The sequence below is a fragment of the Acinetobacter sp. YH12094 genome (genome assembly GCF_013419295.1).
Taxonomy (GTDB): Bacteria; Pseudomonadota; Gammaproteobacteria; order Pseudomonadales; family Moraxellaceae; genus Acinetobacter; species Acinetobacter amyesii.
Genome location: NZ_VPAK01000021.1, coordinates 40,069 through 64,020, shown reverse-complemented (window position 1 = coordinate 64,020; position 23,952 = coordinate 40,069). Strand labels below are relative to the sequence as shown.

Sequence of the window (23,952 nt, the reverse complement as noted above, 5' to 3'; positions counted from 1 at the left end):
GCAAGAGTGAACCACCTGATCCCTTCCCGAACTCAGAAGTGAAACCTCTTAGCGCTGATGGTAGTGTGGGGTTACCCATGTGAGAGTAAGTCATCGCCAGCTCATTATTCGAAACACCCCCTGATATCTCAGGGGGTGTTTTTTTATGCACGAAGAAAAGAAAAAGAAGTAGTGAGAAAAAAAGAAAGAATTCATCATTCATTTCATGTGATTTATAAATTAAAGACTGAAAGGCGTATACTATCCGTGTCATTGATGGAAAGCTCATGTCTGATTTAGCCTCAAATTCTCCTTATATTGAATATGGCACACGGCCATTTCTTGCCATTTTATTTTCTTTATTTTTAGCAGGCTTCGCAATTTTTTCATCGTTGTATTGTGTACAACCGATGATGCCCATCTTTGCGAATTTCTTTCATGTCAGTCCGACACATAGCAGCTTTCCTTTATCTTTTTCTACCATTGCCTTAGCGATTGGGCTGCTATTCACTGGTTTGATTTCAGATCGGGTCGTAAGCCTGTGATGGTCACCGCTTTATTTTTGGCAGCGTCACTTTCAATCATTAGTTCTATATTTCCACTTTGGGAAATATTTTTATTGAATCGCGTGCTGATCGGATTAAGTGTTAGCGGTGTTGCTGCAGTTGCAATGACTTATATAGGTGAAGAAATTGAGCAAAAAGATATAGGCTTTGCAATGGGCCTGTATATATCGGGTACTGCGATTGGAGGAATGGGTGGTCGTCTCATTGCCGGGGTATTGATTGATTATATTAGTTGGCAAAATGCCATGATGATTATCGGCATCATTAACCTATGTATAGCCACAGCATTCTTTTTATTACTTCCAGCATCTCAACATTTTCAAGCTTATCCCATTCGTTTCAACCGATTTTATGAATCTTTCGTTAAAAATTTAGCAGATCCAAAGCTGAGAATTTTATTCCTTCAAGGCTTTATCCTCATGGGATGTTTTGTCTCTATATTTAACTATATGAGCTACCACCTATTAGAAGAACCTTATCAACTTTCTCAAACATGGATTGGACTAATCTCCATAGCATATTTGGCAGGAATATATAGTTCACCTCGGGCTGCAAGTTGGGGGAAACGCTTTGGCCGGGTAAAAGTTTTACCTTCGATGCTGATCATGATGTTGTTCGGGCTGTTGATCATGCTCATTCCGGCATTTTGGTCAGTCATTTTGGGGCTGATTGTATTCACTTTTGCTTTTTTTGCAGCGCATTCCACGGCAAGTAGTTGGGTATCAGTTCAATCCCTGCAATACCGTGCCGTAGGTTCATCTTTATATTTATTTTGCTATTACTTAGGTTCTAGTATTTTGGGTAGTAGTAGTGGTTTGGTTTGGGAAATTTCTGGTTGGATTGGGTTGACGAGCTTTATTGCTGTTATCTTGATGATTGGTTTATTTTTAGCAATACAATTGAATAAATAAAGATAGAAATATGTGAATAAGTTATTATTAAATATTCGTTTTACATCTATTTTTAATATAAATAACGCTATAAAAATGGCTAAGTTTACTATTTTTATGATTATACAACTTTGGTCTAATATGCCTTTTAAAAGGTGCCTCATAATAATGAAATACATCACAATATTATAAATAAATTATTTTTGGTTATCATTTTTAAAAGTTTGAAAAATAATAAATATATGATAAATATGAATTATTTGTTTTTTTGAATATTTTTGCATTTGTTTTTAGATAGAATTATATATATAGATCAATATTGGTATTAAAATTAAGGCGATTATGAAAAATATAACTATTTTAATGATGGCTTTGGTTTTTATCTTAATCTCAGCTTGTACAAGTACCACGAATTTAGGGACAGCAGGCGCAGAGCGAAAACAGTTTTTTATCGTTCCTCAAAAGTTATTAACTAAACAGGCGGATAGATCGTATCAACAATTTATTCATCAAGCGAAAGACAAACAACTTTTGATCATTGATCCGAAATTGGATCAGGTTTTAAATAAACTCAAAAAAAATGCGGAGTTTTACCGTCAAGGTTCGAGTCAATGGGATTGGCAAGTCAGTGGGAATTTAAATAAAGATTTAAATGCACATGGTTTTCCAAGTGGGAAAATTGTCATTAACACGGGTTTGTATTGGAGTTTAAAGCTGACTGAAGATGAATTGGCATTTGTGATGGCGCATGAAATGGCACATGCATTGCGTGATCATCATCGTGAAAAGATTTCTTTGCTGTTTGCTAGTCAGGTGGCGATGATTTCTTCGACTGCGGGTATCGGCGCGCTTGCAACGGCTGCCAGTAGTGTGACTGGGCAAGCGGTTTTTTTGCCTAAAGTTTCAAAATTTGAACTAGAAGCAGATGTCCTTGCACTTGATCTGATGTCGAAAGCGGGCTTTGACCCAAATGCAGCATTGAGTTTTTGTCAAAAATATCAGCAGGAAACGACACGCCGTCAAATGCTTGATGTAAAACCATTGATGACTCAAGACAGTATAGATAAGCGTAAGATTTATATTGAAAAATATTTACCTGAAATGCACATCAAATTTCAACAGGCGCAGGCTTTAATGTTGAATAAAATGCGATAACTCATGGCACATTCTAGGTTGATTTAAACTAAAGCAAAGTTACAAATGATTTATTTAAATCTTGTTTTATAGTCGTGCTACAGCACTATTACATCTGATGTCTATATAAAACAATTCAATGATTCTGTAGCTATTGTATAAATTATAATCAAGCATGATGAATGGAATTCATGGTAAAATGATCGGCTTTCATCTTCTTTGATCTTTTTTTAGATCATTCCATCTGCCAGCCGAGAATTGCTAGCCATGTCTACTGCTTATACTATGCGGACTGCGCCAAAAGCGTTGTTTGATTACGACAAATATTGGGCGTCTTGTTTTGACCCTGCGCCATTTTTGCCGATGTCACGCGAAGAAATGGATCAACTCGGTTGGGACAGCTGCGACTTTATTTTGGTTTGCGGTGATGCGTATATCGATCATCCATCATTCTGTTCAGGGATCATCGGCCGAACCCTTGAAGCGCAGGGTTTCCGTGTCGGGATTATTGCTCAGCCGGACTGGACCAATGTAGAAGCGTTCCGTGTATTGGGTAAACCGAATATTGCTTGGGGCGTGACAGCCGGCAATATGGATTCGATGATCAACCGCTATACGGCTGACCGTAAAATCCGTTCGGATGATGCCTATTCTCCGGATAATCAACCGAATAAACGTCCAGACCGTGCAGCAACGGTATATTGCCAGCGTGTGCGTGAAGCATATCCAGATGTGCCTGTATTATTGGGCGGTATTGAAGCCTCGTTGCGCCGTATTGCGCATTATGATTATTGGTCAGATAAAGTCCGCCGTTCAGTATTGATGGACTCGAAAGCCGACCTGTTGATGTATGGTAATGGTGAACGTTCAATCACGGAAATCATGCATCGATTGGCCCGCGGTGAAAAAATCCAAGAAATTACGGATGTCCGCGGTACTGCATTTATTGTGAATAAAAATAACCGAGCTTCAAAAGCTAAGTTTGTTGAAATCGCATCGAATGATGTCGATGCGATTGGCCGTGTCGATCCGATCATTAACCCGTATGTGATGACCGAAGACCTTGAAGGCTGTGAAATCGAAAAAGGCAAAGACAGCGTTACGCAATATCAAGGCTTCCAAAAAGAAGCGGTAGCAAATCCGATTGTTCGTGAAGGCGATAACTTAGACGCCGATACGCAAATCGTGCAGCTGCAGCCTGCATCAAAAGCCATTAAGCATAAATTGCCGCCGCGTGAATTGGCGGTGATTCGTTTGCCTGCCTATGAAGATGTGGCGAATGATCCTGTGCTGTATGCACACGCCAACCGTATTTTGCATTTGGAAACCAATCCGGGCAATGCGCGCGCGATGGTGCAAAAGCATGGTGAGCGTGATGTTTGGCTGAATGCGCCGCCGATTCCATTGACTACAGAAGAAATGGATTATGTGTTTGACTTGCCATATGCACGTCTGCCACATCCTGCGTATGGTGAAGCGCGTTTTCCTGCCTTTGACATGATTAAGTTCTCTGTGAACATTATGCGTGGTTGTTTTGGCGGCTGTACCTTCTGCTCAATTACAGAGCATGAAGGGCGTATCATTCAAAACCGTTCTGAAGAATCGATTTTACGTGAAGTTGAAAAAATTCGTGATACTGCACCAGGCTTTACTGGGATCATTTCTGACTTAGGCGGCCCAACGGCCAATATGTACCGTTTGGCATGTAAAGATCCTGAGATTGAAAAGAACTGCCGTAAGCCGTCGTGTGTATTCCCAGGTGTATGTCAAAACTTGCACACCGATCATGCGCCTTTAACCCAGTTATACCGTAAAGCGCGTTCATTGCCGGGGATTAAAAAGATTCTAATTGGTTCTGGTTTACGCTATGACCTTGCGGTGTTAAACCCAGAATATGTCAAAGAATTGGTGACACATCACGTCGGCGGTTACTTGAAGATTGCGCCTGAACATACCGAAAAAGGTCCATTATCGAAGATGATGAAACCGGGGATCGGGACCTATGACCGTTTCAAACAAATGTTTGATCGTTTTAGTAAGGAAGCAGGGAAAGAGCAGTATCTCATTCCTTACTTTATCGCAGCGCATCCGGGTACGACTGACTATGACATGATGAACTTGGCGATTTGGCTGAAGAAGAATGGGTTCCGTGCCGATCAGGTGCAAACCTTCTATCCATCACCAATGGCGACTGCGACGACTATGTATTACACCGGTAAAAACCCGCTGGCTAAAGTGGCGCGTTATACCGAAAATGTCGATATCGTGAAAGGTGAAAAACGCCGTCGTTTGCATAAAGCCTTCTTGCGTTACCATGATCCAAACAACTGGCCGTTGCTACGTGAAGCGCTCAAAGAAATGGGGCGTCAGGATCTGATCGGGAACTCAAAACAGCATTTGATTCCGACGTATCAGCCTGCTGGCAGTGCTGAGGGTCAATACCAATCTGCACGTAAAAAGAACTCAAGCATTGCGGGTGATTCACAAAAACGTACAGGCGAACAAGGTAATCGGACTAAGGCTGCTCAATCGCGTCCGTCAAATACCAAGCGTCCTGAGCGCGGTCAAATCTTGACGCAGCATACTGGTCTGCCGCCGCGTGAAACGGGTGATGCGAAAAAACCTTTTGGTGGTCCGAAACCCAAAGGAAAATCAAAGCCTAAATCACGTGCTTAAAATGATTAAATAAAAAAAGACACTTCGGTGTCTTTTTTATGGCTGATATGCTCGGCAGCATCAGACAGTTTGCATTTTTATATGTTGTTACAAGCTCAATGCCATATGTGTGTCGGTTATCTCAATGAAATACGAGCAAAATTTGACAGCTTATCGGAATTGTCTGACAGTGAGAGGAAATGCACTTGCTGTCGTTTTAGCGAATGATCTAAAGTATCTGTATATAGCAATGGATGCTATTACTCTGAACGAAGTGGCATGTGATGTTTGACGCTTTAAGTTTGCAACTTTTTGTCAGTTTAAATACGTATTGTGTGAAAGTTAGAGTTATTTTTTTTAATAGGAAATTAAAAAAATAATACTGGTTGTATACTTCGTCTTCATAAGAAGTATGTCAAAAACCAAAAATATAAGAAATATAAAGGATTATGAGATGACTATATACATAGTAATAGGGAGTATTTTACTCTTCTGTGTGCTCATAATGGCTTGGAAAAGTTTAGAAGGTGATTCTAAGCAACAAGATAGCGCATTGAAACAACGTGCTATTTTCAACATTAATGAGCAATTAACCTACACGCGTTTAAAAGAAATTTTGCCTAAGCATACGATCCTTGCGCATGTGTCTTTTGATGCACTGTTGACCACGAAATATTATCGTACGCGGAACAAGTATCGAAATATGGTGGCGGACTTTGTCGTCCTAGATGAACAGCATCAGATCTTGGCGATCGTCGCTTTAGATGATCCGATGGTGCTAAAACGGATGCAGCAGTCGCAATATCAAGATGCTTTGCTCGCTTTGGCAGGCTATCGTGTCATTCGTTATGATGATGTGCCTGAGTACGTTCAATTACGCGAAGATTTCTTAAATGAGCAGCGTGTACAAGCGCCATTTGTACCGGTTAATGATTTGAAAAAATATCATTTATATTCAGATTTGGAACGTAAAAAGATCAAAATTATTGGATCTTAGGGATTCAAAGAGCAAAGCCTTTTGCAAAAAAAAGCGTGTCTTTAGACATGCTTTTTTTTAATGGTTATTTAGGCTTAATGATTATTCAGGCTTAACGGCTACGACGGTTAATTCTACCAGTACACGCGGGTCGTATAATTTGGCTTCAACACAAGTTCTGGGTAATGCTTCAATGTCTGACACCCACGCATCCCATACCTCATTGAATGCGGCATAATCCTGTTCAATATCTTTCAGATAAATGGTCACTGACATAATCTGGCTTTTATCTGTGCCGGCATCTGCAAGAAATTGATCAATGATCTCAAATGTTTGCTGTGTTTGTCCTTTGATGTCTAAATCAAGGTCTGTTGCCAATTGACCTGCCAAATGGATCAATTGACCGGAAATAGCGATTTCGGAGAAGCGTTTTGAAACATGCAGGCGTTGGATGGTCATGCGGAATATCCTGAAAGCAAAAAGGTCACTTAATCTTGAGTTTTAGGCATTGTAGCTGCAACTAAGGCCGTCAATAAACAGCCGACAGCAAGGTAAATTGCCACATAATGCCATGAACCATCACCCCAAATCACCAAAGCTGCTGCAATCATTGGGGTAAAGCCACCACCGATAATACTGGCCACTTGATAGCCGACACCTGCGCCACTGTAGCGATAGGCGGTACCAAACAAGGAGGTAAAAATCGGCTGGTGTACACTCACCACCATATCATGGGCAATATTGGCAAGGAAAATTGCACCGACAATAATCAGCCAAGTATTTTGAGCATCAAGGGCCATGAAGAATGGAAAGGCAGAAAGCGCACCAATTAAGCCACCCAGCACACACATCTTACGATGATCAAATCGATCTGCTAGCCACGCAAAGAGGGGAATGCTGAAGCAGCTAATTGCACCAACCATTAAGGTGATATTCAGGAAGAACTGCTTGTCCATACCCAATTGAGCGGTGGAATAATTCAGTGCAAAGTTCGTCACCAAATACATGGTGAGTAACTCGGTCAGGCGCAGCGCAATAATGTAAAAAAAGGCTTTGGGGTGTTGGCTAATCGCTTGCAGAATCGGTAATTTTTGCGGCGTTTGTCGAGCTTTGACCACATTGTCGATGAATTCTTGTGATTCGTCTTGATCACGTCGAATCCACATCGCGATAGCCAGCAAGACAATACTGGCAATAAAGGGAATTCGCCATGCCCAATCAGCAAAAGCATCTTCGCCCAAAGTGGCAATAATCAAAGACACAGCGCCTGTTGCCAGAACGAGTCCTACGCCATAGCCAATTTGTACACCACTGCTGTAAAAGGCTTTTTCGCCTTTCGGGGCATTTTCTACAGCCATCAGGGCAGCGCCGCCCCATTCTCCACCAACCGCAAAACCCTGTATTGCTCGAAGTGTCACGAGCAGGATCGGGGCCCACCAACCGATGGCCGCAAAATTGGGTAATAAACCAATGCCGACCGTCGAAATACCCATCAGGATGACGGTGAGCACCAACATTTTTTTCCGACCCAGTTTGTCACCAAAGTGTCCAAATACAATGCCGCCTAAGGGGCGGAACAGGAAGCCGACGCCAAAGGTCGCCAAGGCTGCCAAGGTTCCCATATTGTTGCCAATACTGGGGAAAAACTGATCTTTGAAAATGAGTGCGGCAACAATGCCATAAAGTAAAAAATCGTACCAATCGACTACGGCACCAATGAAGCTACTTAATGCGGCTTTACGCGCACGTTGTTCTTGATTTTGTGAAATATTTTGAGGATTTGGAGCAGATTTTGCAGAAGGCATACAGCGGGGTATTCCATGATTGACAACAGAGTTGCCCTGTAATATTCGGATTTGATCGTCACGCCAATCACAGGACAGCATGCTGAAAGTAAAGGTGATTTTCAGCATCTCAGCGCATACACGGATAATGTAGTGCGCTGATAGAGTACTCTAATTTTAGGCTTTGTGAATAGAAAATTGCTTTAAATTTGTTCTTCTGCCTAAATCTTAAGCAAATACGATCTTCATGAAGTTTTTAGAGCAGCGAAAGTTGTGTTTCTTGGTTTTGCGCACTTAATTGATAGACCCCTACGCCAATCAGGCGAAATTGATCTTCCTCAGAAATATGCATTTCATGCAGTAATTGCTGTAACACCTGCGCAAGGTCTTCACGATGATTCAGTGAAGTTTTAAAACTTTTACTGTGCTGTAGCACTTGGAAATTCTTCAGTTTTAATTTGGCCGATACACCGCGTGCGCTTAACTGCTTTTTTTCTAAACTAGACCAGACTTGATCAATCAGTTTGGGCCAATAGGGCTGACATTGGCTCAGGGTGAGATCATCATCAAAAGTGGTTTCTTTGGAGATCTGTTGACGTTCACGGCTAGATTGGACCGGTCGTTCATCAATCCCTTGTGCATACAGATAGAGTTGTCGGCCATATTTACCGAAATGATGAATCAGAACGGCTTCTTCAATTTGTTGTAAATCACCCAATGTATTGAGTTGCATGGCTTTTAATTTTTCTTGAGTGACTTTTCCCACACCAGGAATTTTTTTCAGTGCCAAGTCATGGATGAAATGCAGAACTTGTGAAGGTTTGATAATACAAATGCCATTGGGTTTGTTCCAATCAGAAGCGACTTTAGCCAAAAATTTATTGGGCGCGACACCTGCGGAGGCAGTTAAACCAGTGCTTTGTAAAATCTCTGCCTGAATTCGCATAGCGACTTCGGTGGCGCTCAGAATGTGTTGTAAATTTTCTGTGACGTCCAAATAAGCTTCGTCTAAAGATAGCGGCTCAATCAGAGACGTATAGCGTTGAAAAATGGCATGAATTTGCGCCGAAACAGCACGATATTTTTCAAAATTAGGTTCGATCACCACGACCTGTGGGCAGAGTTTACGGGCCTGTGCCATCGACATTGCAGAACGTAAACCAAATTCACGTGCAGGATAGGACGCGGCACAGATGACCGCACGAGGGTGATGTGAAGACACAACAACAGGAAGCTGTTTGAGTTCGGGGCGTTCCCGCAGCTCTACTGATGCAAAGAATGCATCCATGTCGATATGTATGATTTTCCTCATGCCTAGTTAGATCAGTGCCTAAAAATTGAATGTCAGTATCGCACAGTCAATCTAGCGCTTTCCTCAATTTTTTAACTCGAACGACACAGGTTGACTGAGTAAAACCACCTTGGTGTTTTGAGCTGCTGCCGACTGTATTAATAGATTTAGGCTTTGAGGGGTGTCATCGGCAAAGCGAGGCAAAAATTCGAGCTCTGGATTCAGTGGTTTGAAAAAATTATCCCAATGAATTGGAATCACGGTGCTGGGTTGAAGAGTCGCTAAGGTTTCTTTGAAATATTGCTGTTGAAACGCTGTCGTTTGCTTGGAAAGCTGAGCGATGCCTAAAAATAAGGTATCGACTTTTAGTTTTTGCAACTGTTTGGGCACAGCACCTGTACTGGCTTTGACTAAACTGTAATGCGGCCCATGTTGGATGAGATAGTCATATGATCCACCTTCTTTAAACTGACTAAAATGTGCAGGGAGTTGCAGTGGCTGCGAAATTTCTTCCCCCAAATCATCATTAACGGCCGTTGGCGGAGTATGTTGCGCGGGGATGGCAGTAATGGTGAATTTACCGATTTGCATCGGCTGCCAAGCTTGAACTTCGTGCAATTGTGATTCAGCGATTGGCATTGCCCGTGCGATATTTAAGGTGCTTTTAGAGCCGACAATCATGGCCTTGGGGAGCTGGTGGGCCAACATTGGAATATCGAGCGCATGATCATAATGTGAATGAGTCACGAAAATAGCACGAGTGCGTTTTAAGTCGTATTGGTCGATATAGTTGTGTAATAAAGGCTGATCACTTTGAATCTGAGTGAATATGGTCTGACTGAGCGATGGCCGACTAAAAAAGCCATCGATGAGGACTTGCTCTTGGCCATCGTCAAACAGTAAGGTCGAAACGCCAAAGAACTTTACGTGATAGGGCGCCGCTGAGTGAGTATCTGTAGTGCTTTGTGCGGGATGTTGATAATGCCACGTTTTAAACGCTGCCAAGGTCCCTGAAGGTTGGATCAAATAAGCCAATATCCCGATGGCGAGGATCATAAAGACTGAAAATATAATAAGAAAAGTTTTTAAAATACGCATCCTGCGACTCAGTTTTCATGGATTATTTGCTTCGATGTTGTCCTGAGTCGGAGAATAAATCAACGGGGTTTGATCGGGGAAACGCCATTTTTGTCTAAAAAATCAGTCCATGCCTTGGCATCACCTGAAAATACATTTAAATCGACAGTGGTCGAGATACCTTGAATTTGTCCTTGATTGGTATGTTGCCAAATCAGCCATTTCGGATTGTTTTTTAGATCGGGTGGGCCTTTATATTCACGGACCCACAGCGGCGTCTGTTTAAACTCGCCAGCTAAGACAATATTATAAAAAGACTTCGAGGTATAAAAAATCGGTTGTTTGCCATAATGGTGGTGCAAGCGATCATGCATATAAGTGATTTCTTTGAGTAACTGCTCTTTGCTGTAGGTGTTAATGCAGTTGGTGTCATATTCCAAATCAATCACTGGGGGAAGGGCATCGGCTTTTTTCGGCACGGAAGCAATAAAATTTTCTGCCTGAATCCTGCCATCACGGCACAGACGGTAAAAATGATAGGCCCCAACTAAAAAGCCGTTTTCCCGCGCTTGCAGCCAGTTATCTTGAAATTTCCGATCTTTAAAATCACCACCTTCTGTGGCTTTGAGATAAACGAATTGGTATTTTTTAGGTGAAATTTTTGACCATTGAATATCTTTTTGATGATGGGAAACATCAAAACCTTTGACTGGATATTCTTCTGCAGATGCAGGGCGATGCGGCATAACGGCTAAATAACCCAGTCCTGCCACCACCAAGACGCCGCTGATAGCGCTGAGTGCAATAATCGGGCTGTATTTTTTGAGTGAACTTTTTGTGGTACGTGATTTGGCTTTTTTAGGCATGAAAATGTATCCAAGTATCTCTTTTATCATAACCCTTTAATGGCTGATCTGTCATAGATTTGCCCGATGACACGGATTTAGACATCCACATGTTTAGGAATCTGCCAAAAAATCGCTGCGGTAATCAGGTTAATGCAGCCGAGTAAAATCAAGGTGCTATGGAATGCTGTTTCGATTTGTGCAGCACCATAATAGGCCGTAAACACGTTGACTAAAGTCCCAGCCAAAGCCACACCGATACTCATCGACACCATCATAATCATCGACAAGAAACTGTTGCCACTGCTGGCATCTTGTTGGGGTAAATCTTTGAGGGTTAAGGTATTCATCGAAACGAATTGCAGCGAATTTAAAATACCAAAAATAAAAAAGTGTAAGGCACGTAACCACGTGGGGGTCTCAGCCGTAGAGAGCGCAAAACTGCAAATACAAGCGCCGACCAAGAAGGTATTTACCAATAACACTTTGCGATAGCCAAAGCGTTGAATAATTTGACGAATAATCGGTTTAGATGCCAATGAGCCGAGTACAGTCGGTATCATCAATAACCCTGTGATAAATGGCTCAAAGCCAAAAGCCACTTGTAGCATTAAGGGAATCAAAAATGGCATGGCATTGCCGCCAAGGCGGGCAAAGAAGTTGCCGATAATGCCGATGGCATAGATCCGATTTTGAAATAATTTACTGCGAAACAGCGCATTGGCGTGGGTATGTGCATGAAAGGCATAGATCAAACTGGCGATGATCCCCGCAGCGACTAATAGCAGGCTCCACCATAGCGGCAGATGCGGGCTAGCAAAGTTTTCAATGCCTAACGATAAACCCACCATGGCGATGACCAATAAGAAAAAACCCATAAAGTCGAAGCGTTGTACGCTCGGTTCGGTCACATTGGGCATGGCTTTAAAGGTAATAAGTACTCCTAACAGTCCCATTGGAATGTTTATTAAAAAGATCCAATGCCATGTTGCGACTTCCACCATCCAACCGCCAAGGGTAGGACCAATTAAGGGGCCCATTAAACCAGCAAGGCTCATCAGACTCATAGCCGATAAAAACTGTGTCCGAGGAATCACTTTGAGCATCGCCAAACGCCCAACAGGCAGCAGTAATGCGCCACCTATACCTTGAATTACCCGATAAACCAGCAGCTCATTCAGGCTATTGGCCATGCCGCAGCCTAGCGATGCTAACGTAAAAATAATAATGGCTGTGAAATACGTATTTCGTACACCAAAACGATCGGCCAACCAACCACTTAAAGGAATACACGCCGCAACGGACAAGACATAGGCCACGACCACACTATGCATTTGTAGCGGGTCTTCGCCCAAACTTCTTGCCATCGCTGGGATTGCTGTATTGACGATGGTCGTATCCAGCCCTTGCATAAAAAAGCCAATAGAGACCAATAGCACAAGAAGTCTAAATTCGGGTTGTAAAGCCTGATGCGTTGGCGTGCTATTCATAAGTCAATAAAGCTGAGATTTTTAAACAGTTTAAATGAATATTGCCATTCGGATGTAGTAAAAGCTTTGCATAATTGAGCCAAAAAATTGCAAGAAAAATGCAATGAAAGTTTCATCTCTATGCAACCTAATGTTTATAAATTGGTCATATTTTAATAAAAGACGAATGAAAACATGAAACTACAAATTTCGGCGCTGATGTGTGCCATGTTGTCTGTGGGGCTAGTGGCGTGTAATGACAGCAATGATGATGCGCAAGTGCAAACACCTCCTCCAGTGGTCGAAGAAGTCACGCCAAACACTATCGTGTTGGAACAGATTGGGCGTTATGAATCGGGTATTTTTGGCGCGAGTGCAGCAGAAATTCCTGCTTATGATGCTCAAAGTCAGCGCGTATTTGTGGTCAATGCCAAAGCTGGTGTGGTTGATGTACTGGATTTAAAACAACCAGCACAGCCTACATATTTACAATCTTTAGATGCTAAAAAATATTTGGCCGATTCTGAAGTGAATAGCGTTGCTGTACACAATGGCATCGTGGCACTCGCGGTGCAAGCGGCCGATAAAACGCAGCCGGGCATCGTGGCCTTTTTTAAAGAACAAGATTTAAGTTTTATCAGTCAGGTCGAAGTTGGGGCTTTGCCAGACATGCTGACCTTTAGCCCAGATGGCAAAAAAGTATTGGTCGCTAATGAAGGCGAACCAAATGAAGGTTATGCAGTCGACCCTGAAGGTTCAGTCAGTATTATTGATCTTAGCCAGATTGAAAAGCCAACGGCGAAATTGGTGGATTTCCGTGCGTGGAATACACGAAAACAAGAGCTAATTGATGCGGGCGTTCGCATTTTTGGACCCGACACCGCACAGTATGCCGATGTGAAAACGCAAGGTGTACAAACCACGAGTGTGGCTCAAGACTTAGAGCCAGAGTACATCGCGGTGAGCCAAGATGGTCAAACGGCATGGGTGAGCTTACAAGAGAACAATGCGATTGCCGTGCTCGATCTAGTGAAAGCGGAATTTATCGATATTTTTCCGATGGGTTATAAAGATCACAGCTTGCCTGAAAATGCACTCGATGGCAGTGATCGTGATTGTGTGATTGGTGCGACAGACAGCTTAGGTCGTCAGGTCGAGAGCTGTGCAAAAGATGCAGGGATGATCAATATTCAGGCATGGCCTGAGCTGTATGGTATGTATATGCCTGATGCCATTGCACATTATCAAGCGGATGGAAAAAGTTATTTGGTCACCGCCAATGAAGGTGATGCCCGAGAGTGGTTAAAAGACGAAACGCAGTATTTTACTAGCGATGATTTAAGCCAAGGTTATGCTGAAGAAATTCGAGTTAAGCATTTGTTTAAAAAAGCCGGCTTTGATGCAAAAGGGGATTATGCAGCCCATTTACGACATCTAGTACCTGGTGTCGTTGGTGCAAAGCTCGACCCGAGTGTCTTTAAACCTTGTACCACCACAGCATCGACAGAAATTTGTGCGGATAACTTAATCAAAGATGCACAGATTGGCCGTTTAACCATCAGTTGGACACAAGGTTTTAAACGTGATGCTGCCGGAAAACCTGTATTGGAAGACGGTAAGTTGGTTTATGACAAACTGTACAGCTATGGTGGGCGCTCGTTCAGCATCGTCGATCCAATCAGTCGAAAAATTGTTTGGGATTCTGGCAGTGAGTTTGAACGCAAAATTGCTGAATTGTTCCCAGCCCAATTTAATAGTAATCATGAAGCCTTTAAATTTGATGACCGCAGTGACAATAAAGGCCCAGAGCCTGAAGGCATCACACTCGGTAAAATTGGCCAAAAAACCTATGCTTTTATCGGACTAGAGCGGGCTAGCGGGATCATGGTGTATGACATCACACAGCCGCAACAGGCGAAATTTGTTCAGTATTTTAATACACGGGATATTGCGCAAACCGATATAACTAAGCAGGGCGATTTAGGGCCTGAAGGTCTGATTTTTATTGCGGCCAAAGATTCGCCCAATGCTCAACCTTTGTTGGTGGTTGGAAATGAAGTGAGCGGTAGCACTGCGGTTTATCAGATTAAATTGAAATAATTAAAGTTTAAAGCATTTGTTTTATTTGAGGTTTTTATTTTATTGTCGAGAAAAGCACGGCACGAAATTGTATGAACGCCAGATAAACTGTCATAATGCGCTCAAGTCCTTCATTTATTGGAGGGCTTTTTCTTTATGGCAAAGGTGTTTTGTTTTCATGACAATCGAAATTCTGATGGTCATAGGCTTCTGTCTCGCGGCCTATTCTATTGTCGGTAATGATGTGCCACAGACATTGGGAACCTTTATTTCATCCAATGTACATCGCCCTTGGTGGCTGTTGTGGATCTATGTCAGCAGTATTTTAGCCATTGTATTGGTTTATGGTTGGTACAGTTCTGGCGTGGGGGATGCATCTTATGGTCGTTTAGAAACGATTCCATTTCCCGCAGAAGGGGTCACGTGGCTCTATATTGTGCCACCGATCTTACTGATCATTTTGACTCGCTACGGGATACCGGTCAGCACCACATTCTTAGTGTTGACGATTTTCTCTCCGAGTAGTCTCGGGTCGATGTTAACCAAGTCGATGATGGGTTATGCGGTTTCTTTTGTTGTCGCGATTATTATTTACCGTTTTGTGATTAAAGGCATTTCGGTTTATTTCAGTAAAACACGTGATGAAACACCCTCGAATATTTGGATTGGACTACAGTGGGTTTCGACGGCATTTTTATGGAGTCAGTGGCTGATTCAGGATTTGGCCAATATTTTTGTCTACGTCCCTCGTCAGGTACCGCTGGAGTTCCTGATTTTTGCAATTGTGGTGTTTATCGTACTGCTTGGGATCATTTTGTACCAACGTGGTGGGGCGATTCAGGGCATTATCGACACCAAAACGGGTGTGGCTGATATCCGCTCGGCAACCATTATCGACTTTATGTATGCCTTGATTTTATTGGTGTTCAAAGAGTGGAGTAATATTCCAATGAGTACCACTTGGGTGTTCTTGGGCTTACTCGCAGGACGTGAATTTGCCATGTCCATGCATTTACATGAAGTGAATAAATATCGAACTTCACGAAATGTCAGCAAAGATGCGATGAAATTGATGCTTGGTTTGTTGATGAGTATTTTCTTAGCGACAACATTGCCATGGTTCTATCGTGTGGTGTCGGGTTAAGTCGGCACGATCTCGATTTGAATTAGGACATCGAGCAATAAAAAAAGGGGAATAATTTATTCCCCTTTTTGACATCTAAAATACAGTTAAACCACGAAATTTTTCGGGCAATCTAAATTTTTCAGTGCACTAAAGATCTGCTTCGAAGAATTACATACGATCAGTTTGGCACGATGCTGCGGCGGCAAGAAACCTTCAGCGACCGCATGGTCTAATTGTGCAATCAGTGCATCATAGAAGCCATTGACGTTATAAAGCATCATCGGCTTTTGGTGTTGATTCAACTGTCCCCAAGTGGCGATTTCTAGAATTTCTTCGAATGTACCGAGACCACCGGGCAGGGCAACAAAGGCACTTGCACGTTCTGCCATCATGGCTTTACGCTCATGCATACTGCGCACGACGTGTAGTTCAGTCAAATGATTATGTGCAATTTCATAATCCAACATAAACTCAGGAATCACGCCAACGGCTTCGCCGCCATGTTCGACCACAGCGTCAGCGACTTGACCCATCAGGCCAATACTGGCTCCACCATAGACCAGACCAAAACCATGTTCAGCCAAGCCTTGCGCTAATGCGATGGCTTTTTCTTGATAAATTGGATTGTTACCAGAGCGGGAGCCGCAATACAGTGCGATTAAAGGTTGTGTTGTAGCAGGAGAAGGATTACCACGTTTTTCTGTCATTTTTAATCCGCTATTCATTACGTTTTAATTTTACCTTAGCATGTTATTTTTTATGACACTACATTGGCAGCTAAATATGACAATTTAATGTCATCACTGGGTTTAAATTCTTCCATACTGAGATTGTACTTTGGTAAAAAAGGGTGAATTTTTACCTTAACTTGCTATACTTAAAACTTCATTTCAAGCTAAAGAACCGTCATGGGTAGTGGTTGTTGTCACTCAGCACACATCAAAATATTAGAAAGAACGCCATTAAAAGCGTTTGCGCATGTCCAATGCATATCATCTTCAAATCAGCATGATCCACGTGTGAATAACATTCAGGAGATACAACCATGATCTTTGAATGGATGTCCGATCCTTCTGCATGGGTGGGTTTATTGACACTGGTGGTGCTTGAGATTGTTTTAGGTATCGATAACCTGGTTTTTATTGCGATTCTTGCGGAAAAATTACCGCCAGAACAGCGTAATACCGCACGGATTGTCGGCTTATTGCTTGCACTGTGTATGCGATTGGTCTTACTGGCCTCAATTGCATGGGTGGTGACTCTAACCAATCCACTGTTCCATATTTTCGACCATCCATTCTCCGGTCGAGACCTAATCTTACTGTTTGGTGGGGTGTTCTTGCTATTTAAAGGCACCATGGAACTGCGTGAACGTCTTGAAAACAAGCCTATGCTAAAGGAAGAAAATCCTGTGCATGCGACGTTTTGGATGGTGATTGTGCAGATTGTGGTGCTCGATGCCGTGTTCTCACTCGATAGTGTGATTACCGCTGTCGGGATGGTGAAACACCTGTCGGTCATGATGATTGCGGTCATTATTGCTGTCGGCATCATGCTGTGGGCATCTAAGCCGCTGATGAACTTCGTGAACCGTCATCCAACGGTGGTGATTCTGTGCCTGTGCTTCTTGATGATGATTGGTTTCTCGCTCTTAGTCGAAGGCTTTGGTTTCCACATTCCAAAAGGCTACTTATACGCAGCCATTGGTTTCTCCGTCCTGATTGAGTTCTTGAACCAAACCATGCGTCATAATCAGGAAAAAATGGTGACAACCACAGACTTACGTTATCGCACTGCCTCAGCGGTGATGCGTATGCTCGGTGGGAAAAATGTTGCAGACAATCAAAATGAAAATGAAGATGTGCTTGCAACACGTGCCTTTGCTGATGAAGTCTTTGATGAAGACAACGGGGTTTACCACAGTGTCATGGTACAAGGTGTACTGGGTTTATCTGAACGTCCAGTGAAGTCGGTGATGACACCTCGTCCTGAACTGGAATGGATTGACTTGGATGAAGCGCCTGAGGCGATTCGTGCTCAATTACTCAGTACCACGCATTCACGTTTGATTGTGGCACACGGTGAGTTAGACAATATCGCGGGTGCGGTACTGACTCATAAAGTCATGAATGACTATATTGAAACAGGCGTACTCGATTTTGAAAAGCATCTCCGTGAGCCTGTGGTGGTACATGAAAATGCACAAGTCTTGATGGTGATGGAACAACTGCGTCAAGCGCCGTTGCAAATGGCCTTGGTGTTGAACGAATACGGTTCAATTGAAGGGATTGCAACACCAATTGATGTCTTAGAAGCGATTGCTGGTGAGTTTCCCGATGAAGATGAACCGGAGACAGCAGCAGAAAGCCTCGATGATGGTTCATTGTTACTCGATGGCTCAACTGACATTCGTCATGTGTCTTTATTGTTGGGGCGTGACTTGGTGGATGATGCTGAACAGTATTCGACACTGTCTGGATATATCTTATTCCATTTGGGTCGTTTACCGGCCAATGGTGAAAAATTCAAAGCGGATGAACACATTTTTGAAGTGGTCACGATGGATGGTCATAAGATTGAAAAAGTGCATGTCATTCCCATGCCAACTGAAGATTAAGTTGCGTATCGGGGGGTAATCTATATAGATCACTGATGTTACGCACGTAAAAGTAATTACGCATTTTTAAAATGATTTTTAAGTCTATTCGACGGAGTCTTACATCTAGGGTTTAAATAAAGGGATTAGCCTTCGGCTGGAGGTACTTTTGTTTCGGCAAAAGTACCCAAAACCATTGTCATCCGCAAAACTCGTTCACTACCGTCAAATTATTCAAAGCATTGCAAAAACATTTTTGATTAGAAGTAGTCCTGTCTCAAACACTTGCGGATGACCTTACCGTGTATCATTCTTTTATTTGAATCGATACGGATCTACTGATGAAAATTGTGTGGAAAGATCCGTTAAAATAGCCTGCATTGTCAGGCTATTTTTTTATGGAAACAAACATGTCACAAGTCCAATGTCCATGTGGCAAAGGTGAGTATGCCAACTGTTGTCAGCCCTTACATGCGGGGCGTGAAAATGCACAGACTGCAGAGCAATTGATGCGTTCACGTTATAGTGCATTTGCACAACATGAGATTGATTATATTGTACAAACAACTGCGCTTGGACAGCAGCAAGCCTTGGATGTGAGTGCCATTGCAGCGTGGAGTCAGGCCAATCAATGGTTAAAGCTCGAGGTTGTTCAAGCCCAAGAAAAGCTCGATAAAAACCATGCTCAAGTTGAATTTAAAGCGCATTATCACGATGGGCAGCAAGCGCAAGTACATCATGAAATTTCACACTTTGTGAAGTTCGAGCAGCGCTGGTATTTCCTTGATCCGACCACAGAGATGCTAATCACCATGAAGCAGCCGTGTATTTGTGGTTCTGGACGAAAATTTAAACAATGTTGTGCGCAATTTTTATAACATTTGAGCAGATTTAGCTTAGAATAGCGCGCATCTCAACCCTCAGTGGAAGAAGGGCGATGTTACTTACCGTTATTTATATTATCGCAATCACGGCAGAAGCAATGACAGGTGCATTGTCTGCGGGTCGGCGGAGTATGGACTGGTTTGGGGTAACATTGATTGCCTGTGTCACGGCACTGGGGGGTGGTTCGGTTCGTGATGTGCTACTTGGGCACTATCCACTGACGTGGGTTAAGCATCCCGAATATCTCATGCTGACCTGCTTTGCTGCATTTGTCACCATCCTGATTGCAAAGTGGATGCGTCATCTTCGTAATATCTTCTTGGTTCTCGATGCCCTTGGTCTCATTGGTTTTACCATTATTGGCTGTCAAATCGCTTTAGAAATGGGACATGGTTTTGTGGTTTCTGCGGTAGCAGGGGTACTAACTGGTGTCTCTGGCGGTATTTTACGAGACATTCTATGTAACGATGTCCCGCTGGTGTTCCGTCGTGAACTTTATGCCAGTATTTCTTTTGTGTCCGTGATTTGTTATTGGCTCTGTATTGAGATTGGCTTATCGCTAGAATTGACCGTCATTGCGACGCTCATTTTCGGTTTCACCTTACGTCTGATCGCCATTTACTTTGGCTTAGAAATGCCTAAATTTATTTATAAAGATGATGATGATCAGTCAGTATCTTCAAAAGATTTGTCGTAGCCGCGTTGCTATAACATCACATTAAAATGCTAAAAAGACGGATCAATGGTCGGTCTTTTGCATGGATCTATACTAAAAAACGCAAAATCATACATCCTGTTGGGAAAGCAGTGTTCATCCTTCCACCAGTTCAGAGATCTTGTTATGGACTTAGTCTCACGTATACAACGCTTACCCATCGGTAAGTTTCACTACACTTTACTTTGGGTTATTGGCCTTGGCTGGATGTTTGATGCCATGGATACGGGACTCATTTCCTTTATCTTAGCGAAAATGGCTGAAGATTGGGCCATGACGCCAAATGATAAAAGTTGGGTGGTTTCGATTGGTTTTGTTGGGATGGCGATCGGCGCGGTGTTTTCTGGAGGACTGGCAGATCGCTTCGGCCGAAAAACAGTCTTTGCATGGACATTGGTGATTTATAGCTTAGCCACCGCTGCATGTGCGTTTGCACCTAATCTAACTTGGTTGTTGGTATTTCGTTTTATTGTCGGCTTAGGTTTAGGTGGACAACTCCCAGTCGCGGTGACTTTGGTCAGTGAATATATTCCAGCGCATGTGCGTGGCCGTTTTATTGTCTTACTAGAAAGTTTTTGGGGACTGGGCTGGTTGGTTGCTGCATTGGTCTCACGCTTTATTATTCCTGATTTTGGCTGGCATGCAGCGTTCTTGATTGGCGGTATTCCTGCGTTATATGCGATCGTGATTTGGAAAATGGTGCCCGAATCGGTGCCTTATTTGATTAACCGTGGACGTTTTGATGAAGCACACGCATTGGTGAAAAAGATTGAAGCCAAATGTGGTGTGCAAGTTGTTGAAATTTTTGAGGTCAAACCGGTTGCAGAAAAGCACAACATCAGTTTTTCACAGCTTTGGTCAGGCATTTTTGCACGTCGTACTTTAATGCTTTGGCTCATTTGGTTCGGTATCGTCTTTTCTTACTACGGTATTTTTACGTGGTTACCAAGTTTATTGGTCAAAGAAGGCTACACCATTGTTCAATCCTTTGAATATGTCTTGGTCATGATTTTGGCACAATTGCCGGGTTATATTGCAGCGGCATGGTTGGTCGAAAAATTGGGTCGTAAAGCTACTTTGGCGGGCTTCATTGGGATGTGTGCCATTTCGGCATATTTCTTCGGTCAGTCTGGCAGTGTGACAGAGATTGTGATTTGGGGCTGTTTAATGTCTTTCTTTAATCTCGGTGCTTGGGGCGTACTTTATACCTATACACCAGAACAATATCCGGCCAATATTCGTGCCTTTGGTTCGGGCTGGGCGGGTGCCATTGGTCGGATTGGGGGCATTGCAGCACCTTTTGCCGTGACACATATGATGGATATGGATCATGGTTTTAGCTATGTCTTTATGATGTTTACAGCAGTCTTAATTGCAGTTGCCGTGGTGATTTTGGTTTTAGGTGAAGAAACTAAGGGCAAAACTTTAGAATCCATCGGTCTATAAAGACTGTTAAATTTTTAGTTGATCATGGTGAATAAAATGGATATTTTTACGCCATAAGACACAATTTGTCGCAGAGTGTTAGATCATCCCCTTGTATAGGGGACACCTGCGACATAGCATAAGAACCCAATAAAGAACGAACAATTTAGGATTACAGGTTGTTATGACAAGCCTTGCGCATCATGCGACAGAAAACCGTTCCGTAGCAGAATTTACCGAACAAGCATATCTCAACTACGCCATGTACGTGATTATGGATCGTGCATTGCCACATATCAGTGATGGTTTAAAACCCGTTCAGCGTCGTATCGTCTATGCGATGAGCGAACTCGGGCTAAAGCCAACGGGTAAGCCAAAAAAATCTGCACGTACGGTTGGTGATGTACTGGGTAAATACCATCCTCACGGTGACTTAGCTTGTTATGAAGCCATGGTCCTCATGGCGCAGCCGTTTAGTTATCGCTATCCATTTATTGAAGGTCAGGGAAACTGGGGCTCACCAGATGATCCGAAATCCTTCGCAGCGATGCGATATACCGAAGCAAAACTGTCTGCGTATAGTGATTTATTATTGTCTGAGTTAGGACAAGGAACCTGTGATTGGCAGGATAACTTTGATGGTTCGATGAAAGAGCCAGTGAATTTACCGGCACGTGTTCCGAATATTTTACTCAACGGCACAACGGGTATTGCTGTGGGTATGGCAACGGATATTCCACCGCATAACTTACGTGAAGTGGTGAAGGGCACCATCGCCTTAATTCGCAATCCAAACTTAACCGATGAGAAAGTCGCAGAATATATTCCTGCACCTGATTTGCCGACACGTGCGGAAATTATTACTTCTCCAGAAGAATTACTCAAAATTCAAACCACGGGTCGCGGTAGTTATCGAACTCGTGCAGTGTACAGCATTGAGAAAAATGAAATCGTGATTACGGAGCTGCCGTATCAGGTTTCAGGCTCAAAAGTGATCACGCAGATTGCAGATCAAATGCAGGCGAAGAAGTTGCCATTGGTCACGGACTTACGTGATGAGTCAGATCATAAAAACCCAACACGTTTAGTGATTGTCCTGCGCTCGAATCGTATTGATGCTGAATCGGTGATGAGTCATTTATTTGCAACCACTGACTTAGAGTCGAGCTATCGTGTCAATATGAACATGATTGGCGCTGACGGTCGTCCGCAAGTGAAATCGATCCGCCGTATTTTGTTGGAATGGATCGAAATCCGTAAAAATACCGTGACACGTCGTTTGACTTATCATCTGAATAAAATTGAAAAACGGTTACATATACTTGCAGGCTTGATCATTGCCTATCTGAATATTGATGAAGTGATTCGTATTATTCGCGAAGAAGATCAGCCTAAACCGGTGTTAATGACGCATTTTAATATCGATGAAATTCAAGCCGAAGCGATTTTAGAACTCAAGTTACGTCATTTGGCAAAACTTGAAGAAATGGAAATGCGCCGTGAACAAGAAGAATTGGAAGCCAAAGCTGCCATTATTCGTGAACAATTGGCGAATCCTGAATCATTAAAAGCCTTGATCATTAATGAACTTAAAGAAGATGCGAAGAAATTTGGTGATGACCGCCGTTCTCCAATTGTGAAACGTGCAGAAGCCCATGCGATTAATGAACAAGATATGCTTCCTGCAGATCCTGTGACTGTGGTGTTGTCTGAAGCGGGTTGGATTCGCTCGGCGAAAGGTCATGAAGTCGATGCTGAGAACTTAAATTTCCGTGCAGGTGACCAATATCTCAGCCATGCGCAAGGTAAATCGAATCAACGTGTTTATGTATTAGATGATGCCGGTCGTAGCTATGCTTTGGGCATCAATACCTTGCCATCTGCGCGTGGTTTAGGTGAGCCTCTGAGTTCTAAGCTTGCACCTGCAAGTGGTGTTGGCTTTAAACAAGTGTTTATTGCTGAAGATGAAACAGAAGTCTTGGCAATGAGCAGTAAAGGCTATGGCTTTAAAACCCAAGCGAAAAATCTCGATACCAATGCCAAAGCGGGTAAAGCCTTCCTTAGCTTGTCTGAAGGGGCGGCGGTTATGAATTTAACGGCAATTGAGAATGCAACACATCTTGCACTCCTCAGTTCTGCGGGGCGTTTGCTGTTGGTTGAGCTTGATGAATTACCAGTCCTGAATAAGGGTAAAGGTAATAAATTGATACAACTTGAGGCAAAAGATCAAATTGTATCCATGACAACTTTGAATTTAGATGAAATAATTCAAGTGCTTGCAGGTAATCAACAATTAAAGCTTAAAGCCGACGATCTGCAAAAATATGTGGGCAAACGTGCATCGAAAGGCGTGTTGTTACCACGTGGATATCAAAAAGCAAATAAACTGTTCATTCAAAGATAATACTAGCATCCATGGAACGAAATACGTTATATATGCTGTTATTCGTGAAATGGATG

The 23,952-nt window shown here is 42.8% G+C and carries 17 protein-coding genes, 1 rRNA gene and 1 pseudogene; 12 read left to right on the top strand and 7 right to left on the bottom strand.

All coding sequences use genetic code 11. The features are described 5' to 3' along the window. The 5 genes and pseudogenes from rrf to FTU34_RS13790 form a co-directional block, all read left to right on the top strand. Positions 1 to 102: ribosomal RNA gene (gene rrf, locus FTU34_RS13810) — 5S ribosomal RNA — on the top strand; the annotation flags it as partial. A 164-nt stretch (positions 103 to 266) separates the two neighbouring features. Beyond that, positions 267 to 1,456 (top strand): annotated as a pseudogene (locus FTU34_RS13805) (MFS transporter). A gap of 321 nt (positions 1,457 to 1,777) precedes the next feature. After that, a complete protein-coding gene (locus tag FTU34_RS13800; protein WP_180035934.1) occupies positions 1,778 to 2,590 on the top strand; it encodes a M48 family metallopeptidase in 813 nt (270 codons plus the stop codon). Positions 2,591 to 2,836: 246 nt separating this feature from the next. Then, complete coding sequence (locus FTU34_RS13795; RefSeq protein ID WP_180035935.1) at positions 2,837 to 5,245, top strand: YgiQ family radical SAM protein; 2,409 nt, start codon at positions 2,837 to 2,839, stop codon at positions 5,243 to 5,245. A 433-nt stretch (positions 5,246 to 5,678) separates the two neighbouring features. Beyond that, positions 5,679 to 6,221, top strand: coding sequence for a DUF2726 domain-containing protein (locus FTU34_RS13790; RefSeq protein WP_078189487.1), 543 nt, complete (start codon positions 5,679 to 5,681; stop codon positions 6,219 to 6,221). Between the two features lie 81 nt (positions 6,222 to 6,302). On the opposite strand, the gene FTU34_RS13785 is transcribed toward FTU34_RS13790, so the two are convergent. The 6 genes from FTU34_RS13785 to mdtD all read right to left on the bottom strand — a co-directional run bounded on the left by FTU34_RS13785 (position 6,303) and on the right by mdtD (position 12,687). Continuing rightward, on the bottom strand, positions 6,303 to 6,659 hold the full coding sequence (locus FTU34_RS13785; RefSeq protein WP_180005213.1) for a RidA family protein: 357 nt from the start codon (positions 6,657 to 6,659) through the stop codon (positions 6,303 to 6,305). 29 nt (positions 6,660 to 6,688) lie between these two features. Beyond that, a complete protein-coding gene (shiA, locus tag FTU34_RS13780; RefSeq protein ID WP_180035959.1) occupies positions 6,689 to 8,005 on the bottom strand; it encodes a shikimate transporter in 1,317 nt (438 codons plus the stop codon). Between the two features lie 235 nt (positions 8,006 to 8,240). Further along, complete coding sequence (dinB, locus tag FTU34_RS13775; protein WP_180035936.1) at positions 8,241 to 9,296, bottom strand: DNA polymerase IV; 1,056 nt, start codon at positions 9,294 to 9,296, stop codon at positions 8,241 to 8,243. 63 nt (positions 9,297 to 9,359) lie between these two features. After that, positions 9,360 to 10,373, bottom strand: a complete 1,014-nt coding sequence (locus tag FTU34_RS13770) for an MBL fold metallo-hydrolase (protein WP_180035937.1) — start codon at positions 10,371 to 10,373, stop codon at positions 9,360 to 9,362. A gap of 59 nt (positions 10,374 to 10,432) precedes the next feature. Then, positions 10,433 to 11,218 carry a GH25 family lysozyme gene (locus FTU34_RS13765; protein ID WP_180005210.1) on the bottom strand — a complete coding sequence of 262 codons (786 nt, stop codon included), beginning with the start codon at positions 11,216 to 11,218 and terminating at the stop codon, positions 10,433 to 10,435. Positions 11,219 to 11,295: 77 nt separating this feature from the next. Then, positions 11,296 to 12,687 carry a multidrug transporter subunit MdtD gene (gene mdtD / locus FTU34_RS13760; protein ID WP_180035938.1) on the bottom strand — a complete coding sequence of 464 codons (1,392 nt, stop codon included), beginning with the start codon at positions 12,685 to 12,687 and terminating at the stop codon, positions 11,296 to 11,298. A gap of 174 nt (positions 12,688 to 12,861) precedes the next feature. On the opposite strand from mdtD, the gene FTU34_RS13755 reads away from it, so the two are divergent. Both FTU34_RS13755 and FTU34_RS13750 read left to right on the top strand, forming a co-directional pair. Further along, on the top strand, positions 12,862 to 14,766 hold the full coding sequence (locus FTU34_RS13755; protein ID WP_180035939.1) for a choice-of-anchor I family protein: 1,905 nt from the start codon (positions 12,862 to 12,864) through the stop codon (positions 14,764 to 14,766). A 157-nt stretch (positions 14,767 to 14,923) separates the two neighbouring features. Next, entirely contained in the window at positions 14,924 to 15,889 is a 966-nt protein-coding gene (locus FTU34_RS13750) for a hypothetical protein (RefSeq protein ID WP_180035940.1), read from the top strand. Positions 15,890 to 15,975: 86 nt separating this feature from the next. Here FTU34_RS13750 and FTU34_RS13745 read toward each other — a convergent pair whose 3' ends face one another. Further along, positions 15,976 to 16,596 carry a TIGR00730 family Rossman fold protein gene (locus FTU34_RS13745; protein ID WP_078189478.1) on the bottom strand — a complete coding sequence of 207 codons (621 nt, stop codon included), beginning with the start codon at positions 16,594 to 16,596 and terminating at the stop codon, positions 15,976 to 15,978. Between the two features lie 320 nt (positions 16,597 to 16,916). Between FTU34_RS13745 and FTU34_RS13740 the strand changes: the two genes are divergently transcribed. From FTU34_RS13740 to parC, 5 genes are all read left to right on the top strand, one after another. Next, positions 16,917 to 18,488 (top strand): TerC family protein, encoded by a 1,572-nt coding sequence (locus FTU34_RS13740; protein ID WP_168378245.1) that lies wholly within the window; start codon positions 16,917 to 16,919, stop codon positions 18,486 to 18,488. 389 nt (positions 18,489 to 18,877) lie between these two features. Then, positions 18,878 to 19,345, top strand: a complete 468-nt coding sequence (locus FTU34_RS13735) for a YchJ family protein (RefSeq protein ID WP_180035941.1) — start codon at positions 18,878 to 18,880, stop codon at positions 19,343 to 19,345. 59 nt (positions 19,346 to 19,404) lie between these two features. Then, positions 19,405 to 20,049 carry a trimeric intracellular cation channel family protein gene (locus FTU34_RS13730; protein ID WP_078189475.1) on the top strand — a complete coding sequence of 215 codons (645 nt, stop codon included), beginning with the start codon at positions 19,405 to 19,407 and terminating at the stop codon, positions 20,047 to 20,049. Positions 20,050 to 20,193: 144 nt separating this feature from the next. Next, a complete protein-coding gene (locus FTU34_RS13725; protein ID WP_168378243.1) occupies positions 20,194 to 21,513 on the top strand; it encodes an MFS transporter in 1,320 nt (439 codons plus the stop codon). A gap of 163 nt (positions 21,514 to 21,676) precedes the next feature. Beyond that, positions 21,677 to 23,896 (top strand): DNA topoisomerase IV subunit A, encoded by a 2,220-nt coding sequence (parC, locus tag FTU34_RS13720; protein WP_180010706.1) that lies wholly within the window; start codon positions 21,677 to 21,679, stop codon positions 23,894 to 23,896. Positions 23,897 to 23,952 lie beyond the last annotated feature (56 nt).